The following is a 13,614-nucleotide window of genomic DNA, read 5'->3' as shown; positions in this document are numbered from 1 at the left end:
TATGACACAAGAGATTAATCTAAAAAGTGAGATAACAGCAACACAAACAGGTCAAAGATTGGATCAAACTTTGGCCGATCTGTTCCCTGATTACTCACGCACGCGCATCAAAGAGTGGATCCAAGCTGGTTGGGTTTACATTGATGGCACCGTTTCTATCAAGCCGAGAGAGAAGGTGCTTGAAGGGCAAGTAATACAAGTCGAAGCGACATTAGTCGAAGAGACAAAAGCAAAAGCACAAGCGATAGATTTAGATATCGTTTATGAAGATGATCACATTCTTGTGATCAATAAACAGGCTGGACTCGTTGTTCATCCCGGTGCAGGTAATAGTGATGGCACTTTGATGAATGCTTTGTTGCATCATTGTCCAAATATCGAACTTGTTCCGCGTGCGGGTATCGTGCACCGTCTGGATAAGGATACAACCGGACTTATGGTTGTTGCTAAAACCGTTGAGGCTCAAACTCATCTGGTTGCCGCTCTTCAAGCTCGAGAGATCACTCGTGAATATGAAGCCATAGTACAAGGCTCTCTCATCTCCGGTGGTACCGTCGATGAGCCCATCGATCGTCATCCAACCAAGCGTACGCATATGGCTGTGGTGCATAATGGTAAGCCTGCGATGACTCATTACCGTGTCGCTGAAAAATTTAGGGCTCACACTCGATTGAGGTTGCGCCTCGAGTCAGGCAGAACCCATCAAATCCGCGTGCATATGTCTCATATCGGGCATACCTTGGTCGGTGACCCTGTGTACGGTGGCCGTCCCAGACCACCAAAAGGCGTTTCGCCTGAGTTCTTTGAAATTTATATGGGCTTTAAGCGCCAGGCTTTACATGCAATCAGGCTCGAACTTGCACATCCTTATACGTGCGAGATTATGAGCTGGCAGGCACCCGTGCCTGAAGATATGGTGATATTGACTAAGGCGTTACGCCAAGACACGCTTGAAAATCCATCGATTGTTTAATCGATGGCACCATTCTTAATTAATAGAGATTGGCATATTCCTCAAGGAGTGAGGATTGCTTTTTCTACTCGCCGAGACGGCGTAAGTGAATTTCCGTATAAGAGTCTTAATTTGGGACTACATGTCGGGGATTGCGAAGAAAAAGTACTGAAAAACAGAGCGCTCATTTACGAGCGCTTTGATCTTCCCGATTTCCCTGCATGGTTAGAGCAAACTCATAGCACCAGAGTCATCGAAGCTGATAATAAAACGGTTCATAATGCCGATGGTAGCTATTCTGAACGGTCAAAACAGGTCTGTGTAGTGATGACCGCAGATTGTTTGCCTGTGTTACTCTGTGACCGGAATGGCTCTGAGGTTGCCGCTGTTCACGCAGGCTGGAAAGGACTAAGTGATGGAATTATTGAGGTGGCACTCGATAAGTTCAAGTCTGATAAAGCACAGCTTATCGCTTATCTTGGGCCGGCAATTAGTGCCGATGCCTTCGAAGTCGGCGAAGAGGTTAGGAGGATGTTTATCTCTCAGCATCCGACCAGCGACATTTTTTTCATAAAAAAAGAGCCCTTAGCTCTTATCTCTACCCCAGGAACTGAAAACTCCTTAGTTTCAACTGAGCAGAAATACTTTGCAGACCTTCAAGGGTTGGCAAAGTTTCGGCTGAATTTAGCTGGTGTCTCTGAGGTTTATCTGGCCGATACCTGTACTTTTAAAAACGCTGATGATTACTTCTCATACCGCAGAGATCAAATCACTGGTCGCATGGCTTCATTTATTTGGTTGGCATAGAGGTAACTCGCTTTTACAGATAAAGAGTTACCCACCTTGAAAAATCACCCTATGTCCCCATATTTTTATTATTGAATTTAGTTCTTTTCGTTTGTGGAGGCTGTATGCGACTCGATCGTATGACCAATAAATTTCAGACAGCAATATCCGATGCTCAGTCATTGGCATTAGGCCGTGATCATCAGTTTATTGAACCTATACATCTGATGATGGCCCTACTTAATCAAGATAATGGTTCAATTCATCCTCTGCTCACTCAAGCTGGCATACGAGTAAGTTCACTTCGTGCACTACTCAATCAGGAATTTGAACGATTATCTCAAGTGGAAGGGACCGGCGGTGATATTCAATTATCACAGGCATTGATTAGACTCTTAAATCTGTGTGACAAATTAGCCCAGAAACGAAAAGATAAATATATTTCCAGTGAGCTGTTTATCCTGGCGTCGCTTGAGGGAAATGACACTCTTGCACAGAATTTAAAGAAATCCGGTGCGACTAAAGAGCTGTTAGAAGAGACGATCAAGCAAATTCGGGCAGGAAAGAACGTTGACGACCCCAATGCTGAAGATCAACGTCAAGCCTTGAAAAAGTACACCGTAGATCTGACTGAGCGCGCAGAGCAGGGTAAGCTCGATCCTGTCATTGGTCGTGACGACGAGATCCGTCGAACTATTCAAGTACTGCAGCGTCGAAGTAAAAATAATCCAGTTTTAATTGGTGAGCCCGGTGTGGGTAAGACTGCCATTGTCGAGGGGCTGGCCCAACGAATTGTCAATGGTGAAGTCCCCGAAGGTATCAAGAACAAACGTGTTCTTTCATTAGATATGGGCTCATTAGTGGCGGGAGCCAAATACCGTGGAGAATTCGAAGAGCGACTGAAAGCCGTTCTTAATGAGCTTTATCAGGAAGAAGGTCAGGTCATTCTATTTATCGACGAACTGCATACTATGGTTGGTGCAGGGAAGGGCGATGGCGCGATGGATGCAGGAAACATGCTTAAGCCAGCGCTGGCCCGTGGTGATCTGCACTGTGTCGGTGCGACGACATTAGATGAGTACCGTCAGTATATTGAGAAAGATGCAGCATTAGAGAGACGTTTTCAAAAGGTGTTGGTCGAGGAACCTAATGTCGAAGATACGATAGCGATACTGCGTGGACTTAAAGAGCGTTATGAATTACATCACCATGTAGAGATCACCGATCCAGCAATCGTTGCCGCTGCCAGTATGTCAAATCGTTACGTCTCCGATCGCAAGTTACCCGACAAGGCCATCGACCTTATCGATGAAGCTGCGTCGAGCATACGTATACAGATAGACTCTAAGCCTGAACCTTTAGACAAACTAGAGCGACGCTCGATACAGTTAAAGTTGGAGGAGCAGGCATTATCTAAGGAGACCGATGAAGCGAGTCTGCGTCGCCTGTATTCTATACGCAAAGAGTTGAGAAGCGTCGATGCTAAGGCATCAGAACTGAATGAAATTTGGCATACTGAAAAGGCATCCTTGGCGGGAACTCAACATATAAAAGCGGATCTTGAGCAGGCAAGGTTAGATCTCGATGTAGCTCGTCGAGCCAGCGATCTGACTCGTATGTCTGAACTTCAATATGGTCGAATTCCTGAGCTGGAGAAGCAGTTAGATTTGGCATCTCAAGCAGAAATGCAAGATATGACCTTACTAAGAAATAAAGTAACAGATGTTGAGATAGCAGAAGTACTGTCAAAAGCGACGGGAATTCCTGTCTCTAAAATGCTGGAAGGTGAGAAAGAGAAGCTCCTTCATATGGAAGAAGCGCTTCACTCTCGGGTCATAGGGCAAAATGAAGCTGTCGATGCCGTTTCTAACGCTATTCGTCGGAGCCGTGCCGGGCTTTCAGATCCTGACCGCCCAATCGGTTCATTTCTATTCCTGGGCCCTACCGGGGTCGGCAAGACTGAGCTTTGCAAAGCTTTAGCGAAGTTTTTATTCGATACGGAATCAGCATTGGTTCGTATCGATATGTCGGAGTTTATGGAGAAGCATTCTGTCGCGCGTTTACTTGGCGCACCTCCTGGATATGTCGGCTATGAAGAGGGAGGTTATTTAACTGAAGCGGTAAGAAGAAAGCCGTATTCTGTCATTTTACTCGATGAGGTCGAGAAAGCGCATCCGGATGTTTTCAATGTTTTACTTCAGGTGCTGGATGATGGGCGTTTAACCGATGGGCAAGGTAGGACTGTAGATTTTAGAAATACCGTGGTAATTATGACCTCTAATCTTGGCTCAGATGTTATTCAAGATAGATTTACAGAACTCTCTTATGGCGAAATGAAGTCGGAGGTGATGAACGTGGTTGTTCATAGCTTCAGACCTGAGTTTCTTAACCGAATCGATGAGACTGTGGTATTCCATCCTCTCGATGAGAAGCATATTAAGCATATTGCGGGTATTCAGATCGAGTCATTAAGACAACGCCTTGCAGAGAAAGAGTTCGAGCTCATATTGAGTGACGAAGCTTTAGCGCTCATTGCACGAGCTGGCTTCGACCCTATCTATGGTGCCAGACCATTGAAAAGAGCCTTGCAACAAGAGGTCGAAAACCCGTTAGCTCAAAAAATATTGAGTGGTTCTCTTGTACCCGGGAAGCCGATTAAAATTGATTGTGCGGGTTCAGAGCTCGCCTTCGAGCAATAATGACTAATTAGGTCTTATTCTGAATGTAACGAATCTTATGTGGTGTGGGTTACAATCGTTACGAAGCATTTACTAGATTACTCGAGTGAGAAACAGACTCATATGAGTCTGTTTTTTTATGGGGAGCTGGTTTTATACCGATTGGTATTTAGTATGGTAAAGGCAACTTGTTGCATTATCAAACGGACTATTATTTACAGAATAACCTTATACGTTCTTCTTGGGCCGCAATTTTAGCCTGACGGTCTTCCTCTTTCATTGCCACCATTTCACCCGTTGTTTCATCTTTACTTATGAACCTGGAATGGCTCGTAAGGACTTTTAAGCTGTGTTTTGCATTCTCGCAAATGTCAGCTGCATGCTGTTTATTTTGTTCCTTTATCCTTGCCGCATTTTTCTCCTCTTCACTTGGTTCCGGTTCTGCGGGCCTTGGCTTCGGAGCGATAAAACCTATAGGTTGCTGTTCGATGTCTTCACTGTGGATTTTGTCTGTTGAGGCATTTTCCGGCACCTGCTGGCTGTAGTGAGTTACGCCGTCTTTATCTACCCACTTATAGATGACTGTTGCGGATGCAGATCCAATCGATATCAGTGTTAATACGAGTACTAATGTTTTTGTGAACATAATTCCTTCCAATATGAACTAAAACCTTAGCTATATCCGGTAAAGCTAGAGTCAATAAGTGTGTGGGTTAAAGGATAAAGCAATGGATACCCAAAGTATGGTATCTTTTTCATACAAGATACTAGTGTTTTAAAATTATGCAAAATTTTGATAAAGAATCAGTTAAGAGTAAAGGCATCTATCTGCTACCCAACCTGTTTACTACTGCTGGGTTATTTTCAGGATTTTACGCTGTAATTGCATCAATGAATGGACAATTTGAATCTGCAGCCATTGCAGTCTTCGTTGCCATGCTCTGTGATGGCCTGGATGGGCGCGTTGCCAGGATGACTAATACTCAGAGTGAGTTTGGTGCTGAATATGACAGCATGGCAGATATGGTCTCTTTTGGTGTTGCCCCCGCCTTGATCGCCTACAATTGGGGGCTAGCTGATTTAGGTAAGGTAGGTTGGCTTGCTGCTTTTATCTATTGTGCGGGAGCGGCTCTTAGGTTGGCTCGATTCAATACCCAAGTCGGAGTTGAAGATAAAAGGTATTTTCAAGGTCTGGCAAGTCCAGCCGCTGCTGCTCTTATCGCCGGCAGTATCTGGTTTGGTGGTCAAAGTGGGGTTGAAGGTTCTGATGTTAGCTGGTTGGTGGCTTTAGTTACGATAATTTCAGGTTTACTAATGGTAAGCAATTTTCGCTATCACTCATTTAAAGATTTCGACTGGCGCGGTAAAGTGAATTTTATTGTCATTTTAATCGTTGTCGGAATATTTGTTTTCATCTCGATAGAACCTGCGCTAATTTTATGCTCAATTTTCTATATCTACGCCTTATCCGGACCCATTATAACGATCTACCGTATTCGTAAGCTGAAGCATCCTGCTACAGTTAATGATGACTCTATGGTGAAAAAAGACGGTGAGGAGTGAGTATTCTCAAAATCAATATAAGCCCAATTCTATTTGGATAACTCATAACGTCAGCTATTAGTCGCTGACTTTATGAGTCGATAGCGTCAGGTATTTTAAATTGAGTTGTCGCAGGCTATAAACCTTAAGGTAAAGTTCATAACTTAAAGGTAGTCATTAAAGTTCACAATTGATGTTCACGAGTAAAGTCAGTTTTTTCGTTCCCGCCCTCTTTCTATGACCACTTTTGTCTTGGATAAATTCAGCTGTTAGCGGATTTATAACTGGGTGGGATAGAAGGCCAAATATTCTGGTAAAGATTTTTTGAAATTAACGTGCAGCAATTTCAAAATGTGCCAGACTTAATTTCCTGAGATATTCGTTTACACTGTCACCCGATGTACAAAGCAGGCTTTTTAGGATAGATGCAGGGAGAAAGTGTGATTCTAGATATCGCAGTGTAAGTAAATATAGAAATATGGTGAGCTTTATCATGGGGTGGCTGAAAAACGTTCGCTCGATGGGGTTTTATAAAAAAGCGCTTGCGCTCTTTCCGGGACTCCCTATAATGCGCATCCACTGACACGGCAAAGCATCCTTCCAAAGCGTAAAGCGGAGTGAGGCAGGTTCGAGTCAGGGCAACAAGTTAACCTAGTTTTACGATAGTTTTTTAACTCGTCTTAAACGATTAAAAATCTTTTTTAAAAAAGCACTTGACGCCAACCAAGGGAAGTGTAGAATACGCCTCCTCAAGCCAACGACCTAGCGTCTAACGGCAGCATCTGAAAGATTGATGCTAACGCTCTTTAACAAATTGAAACAAGAAATCTGTGTGGACACTCACAGGTGTTGAGTTATTCGAAACTACTTCTCACGAAGTAGTCAAAAATTTTACTCAATGTAAGATGAGTGTTCATAGCAATATGTACAAACGTTTTTAAGATTCTTCCGAGTCTTTTAAACGAAATCAGAATTCATTGAGCCGAAGTCATTTTCGAAAGAGAGTGCTTCAACAAAACTTTAATTGAAGAGTTTGATCATGGCTCAGATTGAACGCTGGCGGCAGGCCTAACACATGCAAGTCGAGCGGAAACGGAGAAAAGCTTGCTTTTCAGACGTCGAGCGGCGGACGGGTGAGTAATGCCTAGATATCTGCCTAGTCGTGGGGGATAACAGTTGGAAACGACTGCTAATACCGCATACGCCCTACGGGGGAAAGGAGGGGACCTTCGGGCCTTTCGCGATTAGATGAGTCTAGGTGGGATTAGCTAGTAGGTGAGGTAATGGCTCACCTAGGCGACGATCCCTAGCTGTTCTGAGAGGATGATCAGCCACACTGGGACTGAGACACGGCCCAGACTCCTACGGGAGGCAGCAGTGGGGAATATTGCACAATGGGCGAAAGCCTGATGCAGCCATGCCGCGTGTGTGAAGAAGGCCTTCGGGTTGTAAAGCACTTTCAGCGAGGAGGAAAGGTAGGTAGTTAATAACTGCTTGCTGTGACGTTACTCGCAGAAGAAGCACCGGCTAACTTCGTGCCAGCAGCCGCGGTAATACGAGGGGTGCAAGCGTTAATCGGAATTACTGGGCGTAAAGCGTACGCAGGCGGTTTGTTAAGCCAGATGTGAAAGCCCCGGGCTCAACCTGGGAATTGCATTTGGAACTGGCAAACTAGAGTCTTGTAGAGGGGGGTAGAATTTCAGGTGTAGCGGTGAAATGCGTAGAGATCTGAAGGAATACCGGTGGCGAAGGCGGCCCCCTGGACAAAGACTGACGCTCATGTACGAAAGCGTGGGGAGCAAACAGGATTAGATACCCTGGTAGTCCACGCCGTAAACGATGTCTACTCGGAGTTTGGTAACTTAGTTACTGGGCTCCCAAGCTAACGCATTAAGTAGACCGCCTGGGGAGTACGGCCGCAAGGTTAAAACTCAAATGAATTGACGGGGGCCCGCACAAGCGGTGGAGCATGTGGTTTAATTCGATGCAACGCGAAGAACCTTACCTACTCTTGACATCCAGAGAATTCGCTAGAGATAGCTTAGTGCCTTCGGGAACTCTGAGACAGGTGCTGCATGGCTGTCGTCAGCTCGTGTTGTGAAATGTTGGGTTAAGTCCCGCAACGAGCGCAACCCTTATCCTTATTTGCCAGCACGTAATGGTGGGAACTTTAGGGAGACTGCCGGTGATAAACCGGAGGAAGGTGGGGACGACGTCAAGTCATCATGGCCCTTACGAGTAGGGCTACACACGTGCTACAATGGTCGGTACAGAGGGTCGCAAAGCCGCGAGGTGGAGCTAATCCCACAAAGCCGGTCGTAGTCCGGATCGGAGTCTGCAACTCGACTCCGTGAAGTCGGAATCGCTAGTAATCGTAGATCAGAATGCTACGGTGAATACGTTCCCGGGCCTTGTACACACCGCCCGTCACACCATGGGAGTGGGCTGCACCAGAAGTAGATAGCTTAACCTTTCGGGGAGGGCGTTTACCACGGTGTGGTTCATGACTGGGGTGAAGTCGTAACAAGGTAGCCCTAGGGGAACCTGGGGCTGGATCACCTCCTTACCTATACGGCTAACTTAATGTTTGTTGAGTGTTCACACAGATAACTTGTTCTTGTTAGAGCGAGTGGCATACCTAGACGGTAATGCTTGTTCTTTAAAAATTTGGAAAGCTGATAGTGTTAATGTGAAAGGGACTATTGTGGAAGATATCTCGTAAGGGATAACAACTGCTTTAGTTAATAGCATTAATGCGAAAATAAATAATTGAGTTCTCAAAACACTTAAAATCAAGTGCCCGACTCATTCATTAGAGATTTATCTTTAACGATTGGGTCATGAGTATTCTTTTGGCGAAAGTAAACACCATTAGTTGCAATGCAACACAGATGAAACTCATTTGGGTTGTATGGTTAAGTGACTAAGCGTATACGGTGGATGCCTTGGCAGTCAGAGGCGATGAAGGACGTAGTAACTTGCGAAAAGCGTTGGCGAGCTAGTAACAAGCATTTGAGCTAACGATGTCCGAATGGGGAAACCCACTCACATAAGTGAGTATCACATACTGAATACATAGGTATGTGAGGCAAACCCGGGGAACTGAAACATCTAAGTACCCGGAGGAAAAGAAATCAACCGAGATTCCCCTAGTAGCGGCGAGCGAACGGGGATTAGCCCTTAAGCGTAGAGGGTGTTAGTGGAATGTGTTGGAAAGCACAGCGGCACAGGGTGATAGCCCCGTACATGAAAACTAACTTTACGTGAAAACGAGTAGGACGGGACACGTGACATCTTGTCTGAACATGGGGGGACCATCCTCCAAGGCTAAATACTCCTGACTGACCGATAGTGAACCAGTACCGTGAGGGAAAGGCGAAAAGAACCCCTGTGAGGGGAGTGAAATAGAACCTGAAACCGTATACGTACAAGCAGTGGGAGCGGTTCTTGAGACCGTGACTGCGTACCTTTTGTATAATGGGTCAGCGACTTACATTTTGTAGCGAGGTTAAGCGAATAGCGGAGCCGTAGGGAAACCGAGTGTTAACTGCGCGTTTAGTTGCAAGGTGTAGACCCGAAACCCGGTGATCTATCCATGGGCAGGTTGAAGGTTGAGTAACATCAACTGGAGGACCGAACCGACTTATGTTGAAAAATGAGCGGATGACTTGTGGATGGGGGTGAAAGGCCAATCAAACCGGGAGATATCTGGTTCTCCTCGAAAGCTATTTAGGTAGCGCCTCGTACGAATACCATTGGGGGTAGAGCACTGTTAAGGCTAGGGGGTCATCCCGACTTACCAACCCTTTGCAAACTCCGAATACCAATGAGTACTATACGGGAGACACACGGCGGGTGCTAACGTCCGTCGTGAAAAGGGAAACAACCCAGACCATCAGCTAAGGTCCCAAAGTTATTGCTAAGTGGGAAACGATGTGGGAAGGCTTAGACAGCTAGGATGTTGGCTTAGAAGCAGCCATCATTTAAAGAAAGCGTAATAGCTCACTAGTCGAGTCGGCCTGCGCGGAAGATTTAACGGGGCTAAGCAATACACCGAAGCTATGGGTTTGCTAGTTTACTAGCAAGCGGTAGAGGAGCGTTCTGTAAGCCGTTGAAGGTGAAGGGGTAACCCACACTGGAGGTATCAGAAGTGCGAATGCTGACATGAGTAACGATAAAGGGAGTGAAAAACTCCCTCGCCGAAAGACCAAGGGTTCCTGTCCAATGTTAATCAGGGCAGGGTGAGTCGACCCCTAAGGCGAGGCCGAAAGGCGTAGTCGATGGGAAACGGGTTAATATTCCCGTACTTCTGCTAACTGCGATGGAGAGACGGAGAAGGCTAGGCTAGCGCGGCGTTGGTTGTCCGCGTTTAAGACTGTAGGCTGTTCACTTAGGCAAATCCGGGTGAACATTAAGGCTGAGAGTTGATGACGAGGTCCTAAGGGACTGAAGTAGTTGATGCCATGCTTCCAGGAAAATCTTCTAAGCTTCAGGTTAGCAGGAATCGTACCCCAAACCGACACAGGTGGTTGGGTAGAGAATACCAAGGCGCTTGAGAGAACTCGGCTGAAGGAACTAGGCAAAATGGTACCGTAACTTCGGGAGAAGGTACGCTCCCGACGGTGATGAGACTTGCTCTCTAAGCTGTTGGGAGTCGCAGATACCAGGTGGCTGCAACTGTTTATCAAAAACACAGTACTGTGCAAACTCGCAAGAGGAAGTATACGGTATGACGCCTGCCCGGTGCCGGAAGGTTAATTGATTGGGTTATCTTCGGAGAAGCTCATGATCGAAGCCCCGGTAAACGGCGGCCGTAACTATAACGGTCCTAAGGTAGCGAAATTCCTTGTCGGGTAAGTTCCGACCTGCACGAATGGCGTAATGATGGCCACGCTGTCTCCAGCCGAGACTCAGTGAAGTTGAAATTGCGGTGAAGATGCCGTATACCCGCGGCTAGACGGAAAGACCCCGTGCACCTTTACTATAGCTTGGCACTGAACATTGAACCTACATGTGTAGGATAGGTGGGAGACTTTGAAGATGGGACGCTAGTTCTGTTGGAGTCAACCTTGAAATACCACCCTTGTAGCTTTGATGTTCTAACTCAGGTCCCTGAATCGGGATTGAGGACAGTGCCTGGTGGGTAGTTTGACTGGGGCGGTCTCCTCCCAAAGAGTAACGGAGGAGCACGAAGGTTGGCTAAGTACGGTCGGACATCGTACGGTTAGTGCAATGGCATAAGCCAGCTTAACTGCGAGACATACACGTCGAGCAGGTACGAAAGTAGGTCATAGTGATCCGGTGGTTCTGAATGGAAGGGCCATCGCTCAACGGATAAAAGGTACGCCGGGGATAACAGGCTGATACCGCCCAAGAGTTCATATCGACGGCGGTGTTTGGCACCTCGATGTCGGCTCATCACATCCTGGGGCTGAAGTCGGTCCCAAGGGTATGGCTGTTCGCCATTTAAAGTGGTACGCGAGCTGGGTTCAGAACGTCGTGAGACAGTTCGGTCCCTATCTGCCGTGGGCGTTGGATGATTGAAGGAAGCTGCTCCTAGTACGAGAGGACCGGAGTGGACGAACCGCTGGTGTTCGGGTTGTTATGCCAATAGCATTGCCCGGTAGCTACGTTCGGAATCGATAACCGCTGAAAGCATCTAAGCGGGAAGCGAGTCCTAAGATGAGTCATCCCTAGGAATTTAATTCCTCTAAAGAGCCGTTCGAGACTAGGACGTTGATAGGCAGGGTGTGTAAGCGTTGTGAGGCGTTGAGCTAACCTGTACTAATGACTCGTGAGGCTTAACCATACAACCCGTATGGGTTTTGTATGAAGCTAGTGTGATTACTTCAAAAGAATACAGTACTTGATTTTAGTGTGACTCAACTTATTTAAGAGCTATTTAGAAGATTCTAGATAGACAGCTTTCTAAATTTTACCAAATTAGTCTGGAAACCATAGCATTGTGGCCCCACCTGATCCCATCCCGAACTCAGAAGTGAAACGCAATCGCGCCGATGGTAGTGTGGGGTCTCCCCATGTGAGAGTAGGTCATTTCCAGGCGCCTAATAAACGATAAATCCCCAGCACTTCGTGTTGGGGGTTTTTTCGTTTAACGGCTTTTTGAAATGACCACTCGAACATGGGGAAGTAAATAGCGCATGCGAAGCATGCATCTTATCCATGTGATAGTAGGGGGAAGCCCCTGTGCTTATCAAACGAAGTTTGATGCTGGAGCTGAACGCGGAGAGCTTTGCTCGAAGCTGGGCATTGAAGGCGCCTTTGTTGCAGGTTACAAAAGCACTTCCCACGATTCAATTCCGCCGCTGAGCGGGGTCCCCAGCTTCGAAGACAAGCTTCTCCGCGCTACGAGGTAGCAATGTACTTCGCACATTAAGCGCAACCTCTTCGCCCCATGTGAGAGTTACTATTGAAAATGACCACTCGAGAATGGGGAGATAAATAGTGCATGCGAAGCATGCTATATATCCTTGTGGAGGTCGATAATTACATCCTGCATAATCGACACTTCCCTACATCCATGTGGGTCATAGGGTGAAGCCCTTGCGCTTATCAAGCGTAGCTTGATGACGCGGAGAGCTCAGCTCGAAGCTGACCATGACAGGCGCCTTGCTTGGTTTTGCAGCGGACTTCTCCACTTATGCAGGCATGAATGCCACATTGGTTTATAAAGAGCCGACGTCGCGCCGATAACAGCTCCTTTAATATCCACACTTCCACCATCTGATGTTTAGGATTTCCAAATGCCTCGATGCAAGGTTGCCATGAGCATGAAAGCTTCGCGGCTAAAGCACGCTCCTACATAGAGGATGGGCATTTTTCGATTCTATAGGACCGCCTTTAGCCGGGAATAACTTATTTCGTTATATAAGCTTCGCGGCAGAAGCACGCTCCTACATGGGGGATGGGCATTGTTCGATTGTGTAGGACCGGCTTTAGCCGGGAATGGCTCATTTGTAATACAAGCTTCGCGGCTGAAGCACGCTCCTACATGGGGGATATGCATTGTTCGATTGTGTAGGACCGGCTGGCTCGTTTCATATTCGGACAATAGAGCCGGCAAGGCGGAAACTTAATTTGAATTTTTAAATATATCTGCATAGTAAAGGACAAAAATGCATCAGCGACTTTCATTTTTATTGGTTAACTATGGCCAGTGCTTATTGCGGTATAAATGTCCTTTAGTATTAACTAATGTTAATTTTTTAAAGTTTCGTTTAAAAATAAATCATTAAAGTCGTTTGTGCCTGAAAAAGCCGCAGTTAAGCGGTTTTATCACAAATAGTACTTTACCTTTTGGGGGAGTTTAAGCATAATGCGTCTCGTCAACAGGGGTATAGTTCCAATTGGTAGAACAGCGGTCTCCAAAACCGATGGTTGCGAGTTCGAGTCTTGCTACCCCTGCCACATTAAGAGAAAGCCGAGCATTAGCTCGGCTTTTTCGCATCTGGCGTTTGGTCAGTCATCTCTCATGCTTTATGTATCTATACCAGCTCTTAGCCTATGGCTTCTGTTCTATCAGCTAACTAATGCCTCGGTTGAAACTTGCTCTCTATCGTGGGTTCAAATATTCATGCTTATATGTGCTGAAAACAATATTAAGAAACTGGTATCCTAGTAGGCATCATATTCAAA

5 protein-coding genes, 1 tRNA gene and 3 rRNA genes are annotated in these 13,614 nt (G+C 46.2%); 8 read left to right on the top strand and 1 reads right to left on the bottom strand.

From position 1 onward, the window contains the following. The first annotated feature begins 1 nt into the window (after position 1). The 3 genes from rluD to clpB all read left to right on the top strand — a co-directional run bounded on the left by rluD (position 2) and on the right by clpB (position 4,437). Positions 2-973, top strand: a complete 972-nt coding sequence (gene rluD / locus SSED_RS18325) for a 23S rRNA pseudouridine(1911/1915/1917) synthase RluD (RefSeq protein WP_012143833.1) — start codon at positions 2-4, stop codon at positions 971-973. A gap of 3 nt (positions 974-976) precedes the next feature. Further along, positions 977-1,759, top strand: coding sequence for a peptidoglycan editing factor PgeF (gene pgeF, locus SSED_RS18320; RefSeq protein WP_012143832.1), 783 nt, complete (start codon positions 977-979; stop codon positions 1,757-1,759). 104 nt (positions 1,760-1,863) lie between these two features. Continuing rightward, positions 1,864-4,437 carry an ATP-dependent chaperone ClpB gene (gene clpB, locus SSED_RS18315; protein ID WP_012143831.1) on the top strand — a complete coding sequence of 858 codons (2,574 nt, stop codon included), beginning with the start codon at positions 1,864-1,866 and terminating at the stop codon, positions 4,435-4,437. Between the two features lie 190 nt (positions 4,438-4,627). Here the strand turns inward: clpB and SSED_RS18310 are convergent, their stop codons facing one another. Beyond that, positions 4,628-5,062 carry a DUF4124 domain-containing protein gene (locus tag SSED_RS18310; protein ID WP_012143830.1) on the bottom strand — a complete coding sequence of 145 codons (435 nt, stop codon included), beginning with the start codon at positions 5,060-5,062 and terminating at the stop codon, positions 4,628-4,630. A gap of 137 nt (positions 5,063-5,199) precedes the next feature. On the opposite strand from SSED_RS18310, the gene pssA reads away from it, so the two are divergent. The 5 genes from pssA to SSED_RS18280 all read left to right on the top strand — a co-directional run bounded on the left by pssA (position 5,200) and on the right by SSED_RS18280 (position 13,386). Continuing rightward, positions 5,200-5,979 (top strand): CDP-diacylglycerol--serine O-phosphatidyltransferase, encoded by a 780-nt coding sequence (gene pssA, locus SSED_RS18305; protein ID WP_012143829.1) that lies wholly within the window; start codon positions 5,200-5,202, stop codon positions 5,977-5,979. Between the two features lie 1,000 nt (positions 5,980-6,979). After that, positions 6,980-8,524: ribosomal RNA gene (locus SSED_RS18300) — 16S ribosomal RNA — on the top strand. 347 nt (positions 8,525-8,871) lie between these two features. Further along, positions 8,872-11,767 (top strand): 23S ribosomal RNA (locus SSED_RS18295). 138 nt (positions 11,768-11,905) lie between these two features. Continuing rightward, a 5S ribosomal RNA gene (rrf, locus tag SSED_RS18290) occupies positions 11,906-12,021 on the top strand. The 16S, 23S and 5S rRNA genes sit together here, the layout of an rRNA operon. A gap of 1,288 nt (positions 12,022-13,309) precedes the next feature. Then, positions 13,310-13,386: transfer RNA gene (locus SSED_RS18280), tRNA-Trp, on the top strand. Positions 13,387-13,614: the final 228 nt, after the last annotated feature.

Origin of the sequence: Shewanella sediminis HAW-EB3, assembly GCF_000018025.1 — a bacterium.
Taxonomy (GTDB): domain Bacteria; phylum Pseudomonadota; class Gammaproteobacteria; order Enterobacterales; family Shewanellaceae; genus Shewanella; species Shewanella sediminis.
Note: the sequence above shows the minus strand (reverse complement) of the source record. Positions and strands in the feature narration are given on the sequence as shown.